The sequence below is a fragment of the Leifsonia poae genome (genome assembly GCF_050632865.1).
GTDB classification, from domain to species: domain Bacteria; phylum Actinomycetota; class Actinomycetes; order Actinomycetales; family Microbacteriaceae; genus Leifsonia; species Leifsonia poae_B.
This window is the reverse complement of record NZ_JBODSA010000001.1, coordinates 1,136,267-1,153,122: the sequence shown is the minus strand read 5'-3', so window position 1 is coordinate 1,153,122 and position 16,856 is coordinate 1,136,267. Positions and strand designations below refer to the sequence as shown.

Below are 16,856 nucleotides of genomic sequence, written 5' to 3'. Positions count from 1 at the left end.
CCGACGCTCACGGCGGCCTGTGGATTACTCGTTCGGTGGACGCCGACGCCGCGTGTTCTGGGCGATCTCGATGATGGCGCAGAACACCTCGATGCCGACGCGCAGCAGCAGCACCGCCAGCATCGCCCCCACCAGCGTGATCAGCACGCCGAACAGGAACACGAACGCCCCGATCGGAGCGTGCGTCGCGATCGCCGAGGTGAGCGAGTTGGCGAAGCCGACGACGATGCCGAGCCCGATGAGGACGAGGCCCACCACGTACACCGGACCGGCCAGCTTGCGCGTGACGTAGTTGGTGAAGGTGAAGTCGAACAGCGAGGAGAAGAACCGCGAGTCGTCGAGCCGGTCGGCGAGGTCGTTCACGGTGCGGCCGTGGGCGCCCGGGTGGGCGGTGCTGGGCGCAGTGCCGGCAGGCGCGGTGCCGGCAGGCGTGGGGCCGGAGACGCCCGGCGAGGCGGGCACGGCGGCGGGATGAGCGCCGGCCTGCGCTTCGGCGGTCGTGGCGCTGGAGTCGGCGACCGGCTCCAGGCGCTCCGTCGCGGCGGTCGTCTCGACGGTCGCGTCCGGGACTGTCGTCTCGGACGTCGGCGCCGCATCCGGTGTCGTCTCGAACCCGGACACGTCGGGGCCGGTCGCGGCGACCGGCTCGACCGGTTCGCTCGGCTCGGGCGGCACGATGGTCGCCTCCTGGTCCACGGCGGCACTCGCGGTGTCACCGGCCGCGTCGCCCGCAGCGGTCGTCCCCGCGTAGACCTCCTCCGCGGTGGGGAGGCGCTTGGTCGTCGCGACGTCCGTCTCCGCCAGGGGTTCGACCGGCGAGCTGGAGGTGTCGGCGGTCGTGGCAGCCGTCTTCGACTCCCCGGCCAGCGGCTCCCGCGCGCCGAGGGCGGCATCCATGATGCCGGGAGCCTCGCCCTCGGGGGCGATCGCCGGGGGCTTCGCGGTGGTGCGACGCGTGCGCGGCGTGGACGGCTTCTTGGCCGCCGCCGCGCCGGTGGCGGACGCTCCGGCGGCCTTCGAGGTCGCGGTCTTGCGCGTGGTGGTCGCCTTGACGGCGGCGGCTTTGGACGGAGTCCCGTCCGCGGGCACGGCGCCGTCCGCGCCGGTCGGGGTCTCATCCGCGGCGGTGGAGACCGTCTTCCTGGCCGTCGAGCGGGAGGTGGTCGTCCGTCCCGCACCGGTTCCGGTGGACGCGCGCGGAGTGCGGCGGGGCTTCTCCGGCGCGGCCGGGTTCGCCTCCGCCGACTCGCCCTCGGTGGGGCGGTCGTCGTCCGACGGCGGTAGTGCGGTGCTCATTCGTCTCCTCCTGAAGGCCTGTCCCCCAGCATTCTGCACAGGGCGGCCGGATTCAAGCCCGGTCGTCCGGACGTCAGTGCTGGACCAGTCGCTCGTACCAGCTGAGCGCGGACTGGTCGGTGAGGCTGGCGACCTGGTCCACGACCACCCGGCGGCGCTGCGCGTCGGTGTCGGCATCGCGCCAGTCCTCGGCGAAGCCCGGGTCGAGCTCCGCAGGACCGCGCTGGTACAGCAGGTCGGCCAACGTCGTCAGGATCTGCCGCTGCTGCGCGTAGATCGGCTGCCGCGTGTTCCGCGACATGACGAACGTCGCGACGATGCCCTTGAGCACGGCGATCTCGGCTTGGATGCCGAGCGGCACGACGACGTCGGCGCCGAAGCGGATGAGGTCGGTGCGACCCGCCGACTCCTTCGTCGCGTGGACGGCGGCGTGGGCGAACCGGCCGATCAGCTGGCTGGTGAGGTTCTTGAGGCGCGCCTGCGAACGGCGGGAGCCGTCCCAGCCGTCGAGCCAGATGTCCATCGAGTCGAGCCGGTCGAACGCCTCGATCAGCTCCTGATGGCTGACTTCGCCGCCGACCCACTCGTGCATCGACTGTACGAGGTCTTCGTGGTCGACCCGGCTGCCGAGCGCGGCGACGTCGATGTAGCCGTTGACCACCGCGTCCTCGAAGTCGTGCACCGAGTAGGCGATGTCATCGGAGAGGTCCATGACCTGCGCCTCGATGCACCGCTGGCGCTCGGGGGCGCCGGCGCGCATCCACTCGAAGACGGCGTGGTCGTCGTCGTAGAAGCCGAACTTCGCCCGTCCGCTCGGGTCGGGCACCGAGGACGAGGCCGGCCACGGGTACTTGCAGCTCGCGTCGAGGCTGGCGCGCGTCAGGTTGAGGCCGTACGGCCGCCCGTCACGGCCGAAGACCTTCGGCTCCAGCCGGCTGAGCAGTCGGAGGGTCTGGGCGTTGCCCTCGAAGCCGCCGATGTCTTCCGCCCAGGAGTTGAGGGCGCGTTCGCCGTTGTGCCCGAAGGGCGGATGCCCGATGTCGTGGGCGAGGCAGGCGGTGTCGACGATGTCGGGGTCGAGCCCGAGGCTGTTGGCGAGCTCACGCCCGACCTGCGCGACCTCGAGCGAATGCGTCAGCCGGTTGCGGGCGAAGTCGAGCCCGGCGGTCGGGCTGAGCACCTGCGTCTTGGCCGCCAGCCGGCGGAGGGCGCTGGAGTGCAGCAGCCGTGCCCGATCACGGGCGAAGTCGCTCCGTCGGTTGGAGTGGAGCTCCGGCAGCCAGCGTTCGCTGTCGTGCTCGGTGTAGCCGTCCGCGGCCGCCGCCCGGGCGTCCCGCTCTGCACCGCGCCCGCGTTCGGCGTCGTTGCGCGTGGTCGCCGCCACGTCATCCACCACTGTTGTGCACCTCCGCGTCGGCGACCTCGGCGCGCTGCGCGCCGTCGAGGTCGCGGCTCTGCAGCCAGCCCTCCGGCAGCGCCGGCCGCTTCGGCGAGCCCGCGCGGCCGCGCTGGCCCTCGGCCGCCTCGCCGGGGTACTCCTGGTCCCAGTCGAGGGTCGCGAGCAGGTCGTCGAGGTGCTGCAGGGTGTCGACCGTCGCGAGGCTCGCTCGGAGGTCTCCGCCCACCGGGTAGCCCTTGAAGTACCACGCCACGTGCTTGCGGATGTCGCGGCAGCCGCGCTCCTCGCTCTCGAAGAACTCGACCAGCAGCTCGGCGTGCCGGCGGAACGTCTGCGCCACCTGGCCCAGCGTCGGGTGGGCCTGCGCCGCGTCGGCCTCTGCCGCGCTGATCTCGCCCGCCCGTGCGCGGAACGCCGCGGCCAGGTCGCCGAACAGCCAGGGACGCCCCAGGCACCCGCGGCCCACGACGACGCCGTCGCAGCCGGTCTCCTCGACCATCCGGATCGCGTCGGCCGCGGACCAGATGTCGCCGTTGCCCAGCACCGGGGTGGACGTGATGGTCTCTTTCAGCTTCGCGATGGCCGACCAGTCGGCGTGCCCGGAGTAGAACTCCGCGGCCGTGCGCGCGTGGAGCGCCATGGACGCGACGCCCGCGCCCTCGGCGATGCGGCCCGCTTCGAGGTAGGTGAGGTGGTCGCTGTCGATGCCCTTGCGCATCTTGATGGTCAGCGGGATGTCGCCCGCCGCCCTCACGGCGCCCTCGACGATCTCGCGGAACAGGCCGAGCTTCCACGGCAGCGCCGCTCCTCCGCCCTTGCGCGTGACCTTGGGCACCGGGCAGCCGAAGTTGAGGTCGATGTGATCGGCCCGGTCCTCCGCGACGAGCATCGTGACCGCCTCGCGCACAGTGACGGGGTCGACGCCGTACAGCTGGATGGAGCGCGGCGTCTCGGACTCGTGGTGCGTGATGAGCCGGAGCGATTCGGGCGTGCGTTCGACGAGCGCCCGCGAGGTGATCATCTCGCTCACGTAGAGGCCGGCGCCGAACTCGCGGCACAGCCTGCGGAAGGCGGTGTTGGTGATCCCGGCCATCGGCGCCAGGACGACAGGCACGTCGAGCCCCAGCGGACCGATGGTCAGCTGAGGGGCGTGGCTTAGGGTGGCTGTGGTAGACATCTCATTCGATTCTCCCAGAAAGCGTGCTGAGCCATGGCCGAGAGCCCGGAATCGGTGGACAACTCATCCACTTCGCCCAGCGGTGGAGAACTTCCGCCCGGCCGCGAACGTGTGAGCGCGGACGCGGCGGCGCGCGGTGTGGACATCCGCATCGTCGAGCGTCCGGCCGCTCGGAGCCTGGAGGAGGCGGCCTCGCTGCTCGGCCTGCAGCCGTCGGACATCGTGAAGACGCTGGTCGTGAAGCGCAGCGACGACACCTTCGTGTTCGCGCTGGTGCCCGGCGGACGCAAGATCGCATGGGCGAAGCTGCGCGCCGTCCTCGGCGTCAACAAGCTGCAGCTGCCGGATGCGTCGGTCGCCCTCGCCGCCACCGGCTACGAGCGCGGGACGATCACGCCCTTCGGCAGCACGACGGCATGGCCGGTGGTCGCCGACGCGACCATCCCGGGCCGGACGGTCTCGATGGGCGCCGGCGAGCACGGCTACTCCCTCTTCGTCGACGCCGACGCGCTCATCGCCGCCTACGGCGCCACCGTCGCCGACATCACCGACCCCGAATAGCCCCTTCACCTACTCGTCCCAACACGCCGTTAAGGCCCGGCCCATAACGGCGTGTTGGGACGAGTAGGTGGTGGCCTGTGGATAGATTCCGGCGCGCTTTCGGCACGTCGGGCAGGGTGGCTGGATGAGAACCGCCCAGCCTCTTCCACCGGCGCTGCAGCTGTCCGCTTTCTCCGTAGCCGCGGCGCGGCGGCAGGGAGTGCCCCGCAGCGGCTGCGGCGCACCGATCTGACATCGCCCTTCCATGGCACGCGCCTGGCGGCCGAGATGAATCCGGAGATCCGCCTCCGGTGCGAGGCCTACCGGACGGTGATGATCCATGGATTGTTCTTCAGCCACGCCACGGCAGCTGCGCTGTACGGTCTGCCGCTCCCGACCCGCGTGCGCGATGCGGAGATCGACGTCAGCTGTGTGCTCCCGGCGAGGGCGCCGAAGGGACGCGGCGTAACAGGACACGCTCTCGCGACCGGCCCGACGCTGACAGAGATCGACGGTCTTCCGGTTCCGGAACCGGCAGAGGTGTGGTGCCAGTTGGCAGCCATCCTGACGGTCGACGAGCTGGTGATCGCCGGAGACGCCCTTCTCCGCCGCAAGCACCCGTTGTGCGCGCAGCGCACGCTGCAGGAGGCCGTCAGCGCGGCCGGATGCCGGCCAGGGGTGCGCAAGCTTAGGCAGGCGATCGAGCTGGTGCGGGCTCGGACGGATTCGCCGATGGAGTCCGTCCTCCGGCTGGCGATCATCCGCGCCGGATTGACGGAACCGGCCGTCAACTACGCGATCGCGGACGCAACGGGTCGGATCCGTGCGTCAGGCGACCTCGTCTTCCCGGCGGCGCGGGTCGTCGTCGAATACGACGGGGACCACCACCGGTCCGACCGCCGCCAGTGGAACACCGACATCGACCGTCTATACATCATCGAGTCGATCGGCTGGCGGGTCGTGCGCATCAACAGCGCGCACATGGCCGACGGCGCGCGCGAAGCGCTCGCGCGCATCCGCTCCGCGCTGAGATCTAGTGGTCCCAACACGCCGTAAAGAGGCGGTCGATAACGGCGTGTTGGGACGAGTAGATGGCTACGGGAGGGCGCAGGTGTCGCCGTCGCAGACGGCGGCGGCGGCGCCGAGCGGGATGAGGGATGGGCGTGGGGCGGGGGCGGGCGCCGCCGGCGCGGGCGCCGCAGGCGCAGCGCCAGCCGCCTCGGCGGCGGTCACGCGGTCACCGCGGCGCGCTCGGTCCAGACCTGCTCGAGGACCCGGGCGAACGTCTGCGCGTCCTGCGCGCCGGAGACGCCGTACTTGCCGTCGATCACGAAGAAGGGGACGCCGTTGATGCCGTACTCGGCCGCGGTCGCCTGATCGGCGCGCACGTCGGCGAGGTACTGCGACGACTCCAGCGCGGCAAGAGCCTCCGCGCGGTCGAGACCGATCTCGGCGGCGAGGTCCGCGAGGTCCGAGGTCCGGCCGACGTGCCGGCCCTCGACGAAGTAGGCGCGGAACAGGCGCTCCGAGAGTTCGAGCTGCTTGCCGTGGGCCTTCGCGAAGTGCAGGAGCTCGTGGGCCTTCACCGTGTTGGTGTGCTGGAGGTTGTCGTAGTCGTACTCGAGGCCGACGGACGACGCGATGCCGGTCACCCGCTTCAGCATCTGCTCGACCTGCGCGGCCGGGATGCCCTTGTGGCCGGACAGGAAGTCGATCTCGCTGCCGTCGAAGTCGACGGGGGTGTCGGGCGACAGCTCGAAGGAGTGGTACTCGACCTCGACGTCGCGGCCCTCGCCGGCGCCGGCGAACAGGCCGCTGCCCGCCTCGAACTTGCGCTTGCCGATGTAGCACCACGGGCAGGCGATGTCGGACCAGATGTCGATCTTGATGGGTTCGCTCACCTCAAGGGCAACATCCTGCACGACTGCAGTTATTCCGCCACCGCCGAAGCCGTCGGCGCATCGACCGCTCCCCCGAACCGGCGGCTGCGTCCCAGATACAACGAGATCGCGTCCCACAGATCAGTCCGGCTGAAGTCCGGCCACAGCGTGTCGAGGAACACCATCTCGGCGTACGCGCTCTGCCAGAGCAGGAAGTTGCTGGTCCGCTGCTCCCCCGAGCTGCGCACGAACAGGTCGACGTCCGGCATGTCCGGGAGGTACAGGTGGCGCTGGATGGTCTTCTCGCTCACCGCGGACGGCCGCAGCCGACCCGCGGCGACCTCCTCGGCGATGGTCCGCACCGCATCCGCGATCTCGGTCCGCCCGCCGTAGTTGACGCACATCGTGAGGGTGAGGATGTCGTTGCCGGCGGTCAGCTGCTCGGCGTACTGCAGCTCCTTGATGACCGACGACCACAGCCTCGGCTTGCGCCCGGCCCAGCGGACCCGCACGCCCCACTCGTTGAGCTGGTCGCGCCGACGGTGCAGGACCTCGCGGTTGAACCCCATCAGGAACCGCACCTCATCCGGCGACCGCTTCCAGTTCTCGGTCGAGAACGCGTACACGCTGAGGTGCTTGACCCCGGCCTGGATGGCGCCCGCCACCACGTCGAGCAGCGCGGCTTCGCCCGCGCGGTGGCCCTCGATGCGCGTCAGGCCCTGGCGGTTCGCCCAGCGGCCGTTGCCGTCCATGACGATGGCGACGTGCGAGGGCACGCTCCCGGCAGGGAACGCCGGCGGGTAGACCCCGGTCCAGTCGAGCGGGCGGTACTCCACCGCATCCTTGTGCGTGTACGGCTTCGGACTCATCCACTCGCCTTCGTGTCGTGCTGGACGTGCTGCAGGGAGCGCAGGCCGCGCTCCAGGTGCCATTGGGTGTACGCGGCGACGACGCCGTTGGCGCGGTTGCGCGTGGTCTCGGACGCCGCCTCGGCCGTCTCCCAGTCGCCGGTGAGCAGCGCGCCGAGCACCGCGATGGTGTCGGCGTCGACCTTCGGGGCGCCCTGCGGCGCGCAGTCGGCGCAGACGACACCGCCCAGCTGCACCACGACCGCGGTGTGCGGGCCGGGCGCGCCGCAGCGCGAGCAGTCCTGGAAGCTCGGCGCCCATCCGGCGAGGGACAGCGCCCGCAGCAGGTAGGAGTCGAGCGTAAGCCCGGGGCCGTGCTCGCGGCGGGACAGCGACCGCAGCGCGCCGACCAGGAGGAGGTACTGCTGCAGGGACGCCTCGGCGTCGGTCAGCCGGTCGGCCGTCTCGACCATCGCGTTCGCCGCGGTGTAGCTGGCGTAGTCGTCGGCGATGAGCGCGCCGTACGCGCCCAGGGTCTCGGCCTGGGTGACGACGTCGAGCGAGCGGCCCTCGTAGAGCTGCACGTCGGCGACCATGAACGGCTCCAGCCGCGACCCGAACCGGGACGCCGTGCGCCGCACCCCTTCGCCACCGCGCGGATCTTGCCGTGCTGGCGGCTGAGCATGGTGACGATGCGGTCGGCTTCGCCCAGCTTGTGGGTGCGGAGCACGACGGCTTCATCACGATAGGTCGGCACACTCCAGTATCTCGCTTTGGGCTGACAGTGCGTCGAACCTCGGTCGCAGGCTCCCTCGGCGCTGGGGTCGCGGCATCGCTCCGCGCTGCTCCTAGCTCCACCGCGCTGACAAGAAGGCGGATGCGCGCATGGTACTTATGGGTGGTGAGCAGCACGACCGTCCTGGCCATCCCTCTCTGGGGCGACCTCCTCGCCGTCGGCATCGGCAGCCTGCAGGGCGCGATGTTCGCCGCCGGCTTCCGCGACCGCCGGCTCGACCTGCTGGGCGTCGCGATCATCGGCGTCGCGACCGGCGTCGGCGGCGGACTCCTGCGCGACATCCTGCTCAACGTCACGCCGGTCGCGCTGCAGTCGAACTGGTACCTCCCGAGCACCGTCGTCGCCGCCCTGCTCGGGATGCTGCTGATCCGCCTCTTCCGGAGGCTGGACCCGCTCATCACCTTCCTGGACGCGCTGACCATCGGCCTGTTCGGCGCGATCGGCGCGAGCAAGGCGCTGGCGCTCGGGCTGCCGGAGGTTCCCGCGGTGTTCGTCGGCGTGGTGTCGGCCGTCGGCGGGTCGATCCTGCGCGACATGCTGCTCAACCTGCCGATCGCGCTGATGCACGTCGGCTCGCTCTACGCGGTGGCGGCCGGCGCGGGGACCATCGTTCTGGTGGTCATGATCGACCTCGGCGTCCCGCTGACCGTCGCCGCGATCGTCTGCGTCGTCGTCACGACTGTGATCCGCCTGCTCGCGGTCCGGTTCGGCTGGAGCCTGCCCGAGCAGCGCGAGCTGGGACGCATCCCCGCATGCGCTGGCCGCGCTTCGCCCGACGCCAGAGCGCGGCGCAGACCACCGAGCGCACCGAGACCGGCGCCATCCCGCGCTATCGCATCGACAAGGGCGAGTAGCGCGGGAGGCGAACGGGCTTAGGCCGAGACCAGCTCCTCGGCGCCCTGCTGGCTCCGCACCGCGCGGTTGACCGCCGAGACGACGGCCTTGAAGGACGCCGTGGTCGTGTCCGCGTCGATGCCGACGCCCCAGCGGCGCTGGCCGTCCACATCCACCTCGACGTACGCCGCCGCCAGCGCGGACTCGCTCGCCGACAGCGTGTGCTGCGAGTAGTCGTACAGGTGGGCGTCGACGCCGTGCTGGTGCAGGATGTCGAAGAACGCCGCGATCGGGCCGTTGCCCTCGCCGGTGGCCTTCGAGACGGTATCCCCGTCGCGCAGCGTCACCGTGAGGACGACGTGCTCGCCGGTCTCGTTCGACGTGGTGGTCGCGCCCAGTTCGAACCGGCCCCACTTGGCGTCCGGGTCGGAGGCGGGAGCCGGCAGGTACTCGTCCTGGAAGATGTCCCAGATCTGGCCGCTGGTGACCTCGCCGCCCTCGGCGTCCGTCTTCGCCTGCACGACGCCCGAGAACTCGATCTGCAGCTTGCGCGGCAGGTCGAGCGAGTGGTCCGTCTTCAGCAGATACGCGACACCGCCCTTGCCCGACTGCGAGTTGACGCGGATGACCGCCTCGTACGACCGGCCCAGGTCCTTCGGGTCGACCGGCAGGTACGGCACCGCCCAGACCAGGTCGTCGACGGTGACGCCCTCGCGCTCGGCCCGTGCCTCCATGGCCTCGAAGCCCTTCTTGATGGCGTCCTGGTGCGAGCCGCTGAACGCGGTGAAGACCAGGTCGCCTCCCCACGGGCTGCGCTCGCCGACCGGCAGCTGGTTGCAGTGCTCGACCGTGCGCTTGATCTGGTCGATGTCGCTGAAGTCGATCTGCGGGTCGATGCCCTGCGTGAACAGGTTGACGCCCAGCGTCACCAGGTCGACGTTGCCGGTGCGCTCGCCGTTGCCGAACAGGCAGCCCTCGATCCGGTCCGCGCCGGCCATGTAGCCCAGCTCGGCCGCGGCGACGGCGGTGCCGCGGTCGTTGTGCGGGTGCAGCGACAGGATGACGTTCTCGCGGTGGTTCAGGTGGCGCGACATCCACTCGATCGAGTCGGCGTAGACGTTCGGCGTCGCCATCTCGACCGTCGCGGGCAGGTTGATGATGACCTTGCGCTCGGGGGTGGGCTCGAAGATCTCCAGCACCTGGTTGCAGATGTCAGCGGCGAACTCGAGCTCCGTGCCCGTGTACGACTCGGGCGAGTACTCGTAGTAGATGGTCGTGCCGGGGACCAGCGACTCGAACTGACGGCACAGACGTGCGCCGCTGAGCGCGATGTCGACGATGCCCTGCTGGTCGGTGCGGAACACCACATCCCGCTGCAGGATGCTGGTGGAGTTGTACAGGTGGACGATCGCCTGCTTGGCGCCGACCAGCGACTCGTAGGTGCGCTTGATCAGGTGCTCGCGCGACTGCGTCAGGACCTGGATGGTGACGTCGTCCGGGATCGCGTTCTCTTCGATCAGGCTGCGGACGAAATCGAAGTCGGTCTGGCTCGCGGACGGGAACCCGACCTCGATCTCCTTGTAGCCCATCCGGACCAGCAGGTCGAACATGATGCGCTTGCGCTCGGGGCTCATCGGGTCGATGAGGGCCTGGTTTCCGTCGCGCAGATCGACGGCGCACCAGCGGGGCGCCTGCGTGATGTGCTGGGACGGCCAGGTGCGGTCCGGCAGGTCGACGCGGATCTGCTCGTGGAACGGCCGGTACTTGTGGATCGGCATGGCGCTCGGCGCCTGGGTGTTCTTCATGGTCTTCTCGAATCCTTCACTCGTGTGCTGGGGAGAGCCGACGACGAACTCCGCGACGAGTGAGGCCCGGGATTAGGACTCGTCGCGGCAGCTAAGGAGGAGCAGACCGTACACAGACACAACGCTACCACGCGCGGTCAGGCGCGTCCTCGCACGAACGACGCGGTCTGCCGTACGGACAGCCCGGGGAGGTACGCGCGGGTGAGCGCGATGCCGATCGCCGGCAGGGCCACCGGGTCCGGGTAGGCCATGATCAGCGGGTGCAGTTCGGGCTGGAACTTCCGCTTGAACTTGAGCAGCGACCGGAAGCCGTACACCGGTTCCAGCGATGAGCTGAGGTAGCCGAGGACGCGATCCATGGCGTCCTTCTCGTCGTCGGGTGTGGCCGCGGTGTGCGCGAGCGGCGCCGCGGAGAGCGACATGAACTCGATGCCGTCCTCCTTCATCCGCGTCGCGGCTTCGGCGATCAGGAACTCCATCACGCCGTTGATGCTGTCGGGGCGGCGGCGCATGAAGTCGAGCGTCCAGCCGACGACGATGCCGTTGCGGTACGTGGGCAGCCAGCTGGTCACAGCCTCGATGCGGCGGCCGTGGTCGTCACCCTCCCCTCGGCGACCGCGAGCATGAGCCGCACCTCGGGATCGCGCAACTCATCGATCCCGCCGAGCGTGAAGCCCATCTCGGGGAGGTCCTTCTCGGCGACCCACTGCTCGGAGATGTCGGAGAGCTGCAACGCGTCGGCGAGCGGGAGCGCGCTGTACGACGTCCACTCGGCCCGGATGCCGGCCCGCTGCGCCCGGTTGATGGACGACCGGACGTCCTGCCACTTCTTGCCCGTCGTCGCCCAGAGCTGCGGCCGGATGACCGTCTCCTCCGCCACGGTCATGGTGGACCAGCCCAGCCGCTCGAACAGGCCGCGGTAGCGGGATTCGACGCTGTAGAAGACGGGGATCCACCCGTTGTCGTCGCAGAAGCGCGCAAAGCCCTGGATGGCGCCGTCGTGCGGGGTGGGAGCGCCGAACGGGCCGCCGATGGTGAGCGCGACGCGACCCTCCACGCGGTACGCGATCGCTGCTCCGCGCTCCGGGTCGAACCAGTACGAGTTCCCGGGCCAGGTCGCCATGAACGAGATGGCGTCCCCGCCGCCCAGGTGGAGCAGCCTGCGGACGCGCACCGAGTCGTCCGTTCCTCGGCGGAGGCCCCGGCCGAGCATCGGCGCCAGGGCGCCGATGATGGCCACCAGCCAGAACACGGTCCCGATGTTGTGGTAGACGATGGTCGCGAGCGGCGTGGTCGGCAGGTACTGCACCGGCTCCCGCCGGAGGAAGCTGACCGGGACGAACCGCTCCAGCACGTCGGCGAGCAGGTCGCCCACGTCCACCGGCCGCGTGAAGCCGGTGTCGCGCTGGAGCCAGCCGACCAGCACGTAGAGCACGATCAGTCCGAGTCCCGTGGCGACGACGAGCAGGACGTAGCGCCGCACCGCGCGCGCCGACGGCATCACCGTGAAGTGCCGGCGGAAGATCACCAGCAGGATGGCCATCGCCAGCGGAACGAGGGTCGACAGCGCCAGGATGGCCGTGACCTCCCAGTACCGCGGCGAGACGGACGGGCGCGCGGACGCGATGGGCAGGATGCCGTAGTACAGAGCCGAGAGCAGTGCCAGCAGGCCGTTCACGGCGACCGCGAGCCACACCGCGAACCGGCGCCCGCGCAGCGAGGCCGTACGCGGCGACGAGGAGGAGCAGCAGCGGCAGCACGGAGAGCAGAACGGGCCCGAGCCCGTTGATCCGCTCGAGGGTGAGGTCGCGGACGCACTCGCGCGTCACCGCGAACGCCTGGCAGCGCTCGACGACCGACGACGCGCTCGGCGCCTCGTTGCTGAACAACAGGCCGACCGGCGACAGCATCCCGTAGCGGGTCGAACCGAGGAGGCCGATCACCGGGCCCAGCGCGGTGATCGTCACCGCGGAGGCGAGGAGCACGCGGACCTCGTGATGGGAGCTGCGCAGCCACCCGGCCGCGATCTTCCGCTGACGCAGCAGCGGGCCGAGCGCCAGCCCGGTGAGCACCGCGAGCAGGCGGTAGAGGTCGGACGGGAGCCCGGAGTACAGCAGGTACATCACCGCCACGAGCAGTGTGATGACCCGGATGCGGCGGCGCCACAGCGTCCCGGCGAACGCGCTCGCCGCCATGATCGTGCCGCCGATCGCGGTGAACGCGTCGAGCACCAGCAGGCCGTGCACGTTCCGTGCCCACAGCTCGCCGATGTCGTTCGCGAGCACCTGCAAGGTCGCGCCCACGACGATCCCGACCGCCGCCGTGCCGAAGAACGCCAGCGCGGTGCGCCAGGTCCCCATCAGCCGCTCGGACGCTCCGACGAGCACCACGCTGAGCACCAGCACGACGATGAGCTCGAGCAGGTCGTCGGTGAACACGACCGCCGTGAACGGCGCCCACCAGTGTCCATCGAGGAGCTGGACCGCGCCCGCCCCGAGCCAGCCGCGCAGCGGCGCGGTGCGGACCGCGCAGCGGGCCGGTGGCCAGCGCGAGCACGAGGATGAGCAGCGTCACCCCGGTGGTGAACGGATGCGTCGCGACCAGCCGGCCGAGGCGTTGGAGGAGGGCTTTCGGTCTCACGAACCGAGGCACATCTGCGCTGCGATGGCGGGGAAGCCGTGGGCGAGCACGTACCGTACGGTCTTCCAGTCGTGCGCGGTTCCCGGCGAGCTCAGCAGCTCGGCGTGGATGCCGGCGTTCTGCGCGTCCTGGTAGAGCGTGCGGGCGAACGCGGTGTACTTGGCGTCGCCCTGCCCTGCGCCGAATACCATCACGCTGTCGCGGTACGGGGCGTTGGCTTTCATCCGCGCCGCGGGCTGCGCCTTCTCGTACGCGGCCTTCGACCCGCCGAATCCCGTCGCGATGGTCAACTCCTCGTTCCCCAACGTCGGCCCCAGCTCGCTCGAGGACGCGAGCGCGGATCCGAAGAGATCCGGGCGCTCCGTCGCGAACTGCACAGCGCAGGTGGCACCCTGCGAGTAGCCGAACACCCCCATCCTGCCGGATCGCCGGTCACGCGCAGGTGAGAACGCACCCAGTTGCGCACATCCGCCAGCAGATAGGTCGCGGAGTTGCCGTAGTCGCGCGAGTCCACGCACATCGGGTTGCGGCCGGGGCCGCCGAGCTGGTCCGCGGCGACGACGATCGGCGCGTAGCCGCCGTGCGTCTTCGCGAAGGCGTCCATGGCCGTCGCAACGCCGCCGGCCGTGAACATGTCCGCGGGCGCGCCGGGCTGGCCGGAGAGCGCGTAGAGCACCGGGAGGGCGGGCGGGTTCGCCGTGAGGGCTATCGGCGGGAGGTAGACGACGGCCTCGCGCGCCGGGAACCGCGATTCGGTGCCGGGAATGCGAACGGTCCCGACCTCGCCTTTGGCGGGAACCGCCGGCGGGTCGCCCGCCGGGTCGGAGACGGTCGCCTTCCAGTCGGTCCCGGCCACGACCTCGCCCCGCTCGGCGTGCAGATCGAGACCCCGGTAGGGCACCACTCCGAGGGTGTCGTTGAGATTGCGGTACGCGCCGAAGTCGGCGTTGATGCCGCAGAACGCGGCAGCGAGGAAGACGGGGATGCTGATCAGGGCGATCAGCTTCCGCCACCACCGCGAGCGGAACAGGTTCGCGACCGCGAGGCTCACGCAGCCGAAGCCCAGCGCCGTCCACAAGGTCGTGACCGGAGTGAGCGCGACCCCGAACACGTCCATCACGTCGGTGACCAGCCAGACGACGAACCAGCCCGCCAGGCCGCCGAGGAGCGCGGCCGTGAGCCCGGCGAGCGTGCGCTTCCAGGTGGGGCGGATGAGCAGGTACAGCGCGAGGGCGGCGGCGAGGACATCGAGCGCGATGAGGAACGGCGGCTTGTCGATCCTCAGAGTCAGGAGCCAGTTCAGGGGATGTTCCTCTTCTGTGCGGGCGATGCGGCGTCACGGTCGGTGCGCGCCGGCGGCAGGACGCTCCATTATTCAGCGCCCAGTTCATCGATAGCTGAGGCTCTGTGAGAGTTCAGCCAACATTCAGCGCGTGTCACTCCACAGTGAGCGCCTGGACCGGCGAGACGCGGGTGGCCCGGCGCGTGGGCGCGAGCGCCGCGAGGACCGCGAGCGCGGCCGCCGCGAGGATGATCGCCCCGAGGAAGGGCCACGGCAGCACCGGGACGAGCAGGCCTCCGCCGGGGATCATCCCGAGCAGCGATTGCGCTCCGATCCAGCCGTACACGGTGCCGAGGACCAGACCGGTGAGCACCGAGGCGACGGTCAGCTGAGCGCTCTCGGCGAGGATCATTCGGCGCACCTGCGCGGCACTGAAGCCGAGCGCGCGGAGCAGCCCGAGCTCGCGGGCGCGCTGCAGCACGCTCAACGACAGCGTGTTGACGACACCGCACGCCGCGATGACCGCGGAGAAGCCGACCAGCACCGTGAAGACTGCGAGTGTGCCGCCGATCACGCTCTCAGCGCCGGCGTACATTCCCGGCTCCTTCGCGGCGGCCGAGCGGATGAGCTGCAGCCAGGTGGACGCGGCCACCACGAACATCGTGATCAGGGTCACCCCGATGACCAGACCGATCGCCGTGCGGGAGCTGCGCTCGGGGTTGCGGACGGCGTTGGCCGCCGCGAGACGGCCGGCGGCGCCGCGGCCGAGCAGCAGCCCCACTCCGCGCAGCACCGCGGGCAGGAAGAACGGCGCGGCCAGCACGATCCCGGTGAAGGACAGGATGCCGCCCGGCAGTGCGACGAGCACGCCGTACGACGACAGGTCGGCGAGTGGACCGCCGAGCCGGACGAAGACTCCGAGACCGAGGAGCAGGCCAAGCGTGAGGAGGGCTGTGCCGCCGAGCACCAGCAGGAGCGACACCGCCAGGCGGCCGCGGCTGCGCACGACGCGCGCCGGCCGTTCCTCGGCGGCGCCGAGCGCCTGCACCGGGGTGACCGCAAGGACGCGGCGGCTGCCGATCCATGAGGCCAGCCAGGTGGTCAGCGCGACCACGACCGCGGGGCCGACCATGGTGACGCTGAGCACCGGGTAGAGCGCGTCCGGGAGGATGCCGACGGCGACCATCGCCCGCACGGCGACGAGAGAGAGGACGGCGGCCGCCGCTCCCCCGATCGCCGCGCCGATGAGGCCGACGGCCAGACCTTCCGAGGCGACCGACCGGCGCTGGGTGCGGGCGCTGGAACCGATGAGGCGCAGGAGCGCGATGGTGCGCGTCCGCCCCGCGATCACGGTGGCGAACGTGTTGGTGGTGACGATGGCGCCGACGTAGACGGCGACGACGAAGAAGAGGCCGGCGACGATCGCGAGGGCGAGCTGGACGCTGCCGTGCTCCCCCATCGTGGACGCGCCGATGTAGGCGCCGAGGACGTTGACGCCGCCGACGAGGGCGACGCCGAACGCGGAGCTCAGGGCCGCGACCAGGATGCCCGCCCGGTGGTCGCGGGCGTTGGCGCGGAACGCGGAGAACGGGCGACGGCTCACGCGCGCGCCTCCATCCCGAGCATGAACGACGAGATCTCCTCCGGCGTCGATTGCGGACGCTCGGCGACCACGCGGCCGTCGGCCAGGAACACGATGTGGTCGGCGTAGCTCGCCGCTACCGGGTCGTGGGTGACCATCGCGATGCTCTGGCCGAAGGTGCGCGCCGCATCCTGCAGCACGCCGAGCACTTCGCGCCCCGTGCGCGAGTCGAGGTTGCCGGTCGGCTCGTCGGCGAACACCAGGTCGGGCCGGGTGGCGAGCGCGCGGACGATCGCGGCGCGCTGCTGCTGGCCGCCGGACAGTTCGTGCGGTCGGTGGGTGAGTCGGTCGCGCAGGCCGAGGGTGTCGATGAGGTGGTCGATCCATTCGTTCTGGACGCGGATCGGTCGGCGCCCGTCGAGCTCGAACGGCAGCAGGATGTTGCCGCGCACGTCGAGGGTCGGGACGAGGTTGAACGACTGGAAGACGAAGCCGACCCGGCGGCGGCGCAGCAGGGTGAGCTCCGCATCCCCGAGGCGGGTGATCTCGGTGTCGCCCAGGAAGACGCGCCCGCTGGTCACCGAGTCGAGCCCGGCCATGACGTGCATCAGCGTCGACTTGCCAGACCCGCTCGGCCCCATGATCGCGGTGAACCGGCCGGCGGGGATGCCGACGGTGACGCCGTCGAGCGCGTTGACACGCCCCGCGCCCGTTCCGTAGGTCTTCGTGGCCGCTTCGACGCGCGCCACCGTTTCGGTGAGAGTCAGCCCCATGACG

Annotated in this window: 15 protein-coding genes and 1 pseudogene; 3 read left to right on the top strand and 13 right to left on the bottom strand. The window is 70.8% G+C overall.

Going from position 1 to position 16,856, the window contains the following annotated elements:
- Window positions 1-24 precede the first annotated feature (24 nt).
- From ACRAWB_RS05745 to dusB, 3 genes are all read right to left on the bottom strand, one after another.
- On the bottom strand, window positions 25-1,296 hold the full coding sequence (locus ACRAWB_RS05745) for a DUF4282 domain-containing protein (protein WP_431352443.1): 1,272 nt from the start codon (window positions 1,294-1,296) through the stop codon (window positions 25-27).
- 73 nt (window positions 1,297-1,369) lie between these two features.
- Window positions 1,370-2,692 (bottom strand): deoxyguanosinetriphosphate triphosphohydrolase, encoded by a 1,323-nt coding sequence (locus tag ACRAWB_RS05740; RefSeq protein WP_431352442.1) that lies wholly within the window; start codon window positions 2,690-2,692, stop codon window positions 1,370-1,372.
- The gene (gene dusB / locus ACRAWB_RS05735; protein ID WP_431352441.1) at window positions 2,682-3,872 is read right to left on the bottom strand and encodes a tRNA dihydrouridine synthase DusB; all 1,191 of its coding nucleotides are present in this window, start codon (window positions 3,870-3,872) and stop codon (window positions 2,682-2,684) included. Before dusB ends, ACRAWB_RS05740 begins: the two co-directional genes overlap by 11 nt.
- Window positions 3,873-4,010: 138 nt before the next feature.
- Between dusB and ACRAWB_RS05730 the strand changes: the two genes are divergently transcribed.
- Complete coding sequence (locus ACRAWB_RS05730; RefSeq protein ID WP_431352440.1) at window positions 4,011-4,433, top strand: aminoacyl-tRNA deacylase; 423 nt, start codon at window positions 4,011-4,013, stop codon at window positions 4,431-4,433.
- A gap of 312 nt (window positions 4,434-4,745) precedes the next feature.
- The gene (locus ACRAWB_RS05725; RefSeq protein WP_431352439.1) at window positions 4,746-5,468 is read left to right on the top strand and encodes an endonuclease domain-containing protein; all 723 of its coding nucleotides are present in this window, start codon (window positions 4,746-4,748) and stop codon (window positions 5,466-5,468) included.
- Window positions 5,469-5,641: 173 nt separating this feature from the next.
- Here ACRAWB_RS05725 and ACRAWB_RS05720 read toward each other — a convergent pair whose 3' ends face one another.
- From ACRAWB_RS05720 to recO, 3 genes and pseudogenes are all read right to left on the bottom strand, one after another.
- The gene (locus ACRAWB_RS05720) at window positions 5,642-6,313 is read right to left on the bottom strand and encodes a DsbA family oxidoreductase (protein ID WP_431352438.1); all 672 of its coding nucleotides are present in this window, start codon (window positions 6,311-6,313) and stop codon (window positions 5,642-5,644) included.
- A gap of 29 nt (window positions 6,314-6,342) precedes the next feature.
- The gene (locus ACRAWB_RS05715; RefSeq protein ID WP_431352437.1) at window positions 6,343-7,161 is read right to left on the bottom strand and encodes an isoprenyl transferase; all 819 of its coding nucleotides are present in this window, start codon (window positions 7,159-7,161) and stop codon (window positions 6,343-6,345) included.
- Window positions 7,158-7,897 (bottom strand): annotated as a pseudogene (gene recO / locus ACRAWB_RS05710) (DNA repair protein RecO). Before recO ends, ACRAWB_RS05715 begins: the two are co-directional and overlap by 4 nt.
- 144 nt (window positions 7,898-8,041) lie before the next feature.
- Here recO and ACRAWB_RS05705 point away from each other — a divergent pair.
- Window positions 8,042-8,812 (top strand): trimeric intracellular cation channel family protein, encoded by a 771-nt coding sequence (locus ACRAWB_RS05705; protein ID WP_431352436.1) that lies wholly within the window; start codon window positions 8,042-8,044, stop codon window positions 8,810-8,812.
- Here ACRAWB_RS05705 and leuA read toward each other — a convergent pair.
- From leuA to ACRAWB_RS05670, 7 genes are all read right to left on the bottom strand, one after another.
- Window positions 8,809-10,575, bottom strand: coding sequence for a 2-isopropylmalate synthase (gene leuA, locus ACRAWB_RS05700; protein ID WP_431352435.1), 1,767 nt, complete (start codon window positions 10,573-10,575; stop codon window positions 8,809-8,811). The genes ACRAWB_RS05705 and leuA overlap by 4 nt on opposite strands.
- A gap of 137 nt (window positions 10,576-10,712) precedes the next feature.
- A complete protein-coding gene (locus tag ACRAWB_RS05695; RefSeq protein ID WP_431352434.1) occupies window positions 10,713-11,147 on the bottom strand; it encodes a phosphatidylglycerol lysyltransferase domain-containing protein in 435 nt (144 codons plus the stop codon).
- The gene (locus tag ACRAWB_RS05690; RefSeq protein ID WP_431352433.1) at window positions 11,144-12,271 is read right to left on the bottom strand and encodes a bifunctional lysylphosphatidylglycerol flippase/synthetase MprF; all 1,128 of its coding nucleotides are present in this window, start codon (window positions 12,269-12,271) and stop codon (window positions 11,144-11,146) included. The genes ACRAWB_RS05695 and ACRAWB_RS05690 overlap by 4 nt, the downstream gene beginning before the upstream one ends.
- Before the next feature lie 940 nt (window positions 12,272-13,211).
- Window positions 13,212-13,592 (bottom strand): hypothetical protein, encoded by a 381-nt coding sequence (locus tag ACRAWB_RS05685; RefSeq protein WP_431352432.1) that lies wholly within the window; start codon window positions 13,590-13,592, stop codon window positions 13,212-13,214.
- On the bottom strand, window positions 13,502-14,335 hold the full coding sequence (locus ACRAWB_RS05680) for an alpha/beta hydrolase (RefSeq protein WP_431352431.1): 834 nt from the start codon (window positions 14,333-14,335) through the stop codon (window positions 13,502-13,504). Before ACRAWB_RS05680 ends, ACRAWB_RS05685 begins: the two co-directional genes overlap by 91 nt.
- Before the next feature lie 316 nt (window positions 14,336-14,651).
- A complete protein-coding gene (locus tag ACRAWB_RS05675) occupies window positions 14,652-16,100 on the bottom strand; it encodes an FtsX-like permease family protein (protein ID WP_431352430.1) in 1,449 nt (482 codons plus the stop codon).
- Window positions 16,097-16,852 carry an ABC transporter ATP-binding protein gene (locus ACRAWB_RS05670; protein ID WP_431352429.1) on the bottom strand — a complete coding sequence of 252 codons (756 nt, stop codon included), beginning with the start codon at window positions 16,850-16,852 and terminating at the stop codon, window positions 16,097-16,099. The genes ACRAWB_RS05675 and ACRAWB_RS05670 overlap by 4 nt, the downstream gene beginning before the upstream one ends.
- Between the last annotated feature and the right edge of the window lie 4 nt (window positions 16,853-16,856).

What these genes read in the sequence shown, in the direction of transcription:
- ACRAWB_RS05745 (WP_431352443.1), bottom strand. Translation starts at nt 1,296, where the DNA reads ATGAGCACCGCACTACCGCCGTCGGACGACGACCGCCCCACCGAGGGC.
- dusB (WP_431352441.1), bottom strand. Translation starts at nt 3,872, where the DNA reads ATGTCTACCACAGCCACCCTAAGCCACGCCCCTCAGCTGACCATCGGT.
- ACRAWB_RS05725 (WP_431352439.1), top strand. Translation starts at nt 4,746, where the DNA reads ATGATCCATGGATTGTTCTTCAGCCACGCCACGGCAGCTGCGCTGTAC.
- ACRAWB_RS05715 (WP_431352437.1), bottom strand. Translation starts at nt 7,161, where the DNA reads ATGAGTCCGAAGCCGTACACGCACAAGGATGCGGTGGAGTACCGCCCG.
- leuA (WP_431352435.1), bottom strand. Translation starts at nt 10,575, where the DNA reads ATGAAGAACACCCAGGCGCCGAGCGCCATGCCGATCCACAAGTACCGG.
- ACRAWB_RS05670 (WP_431352429.1), bottom strand. Translation starts at nt 16,852, where the DNA reads ATGGGGCTGACTCTCACCGAAACGGTGGCGCGCGTCGAAGCGGCCACG.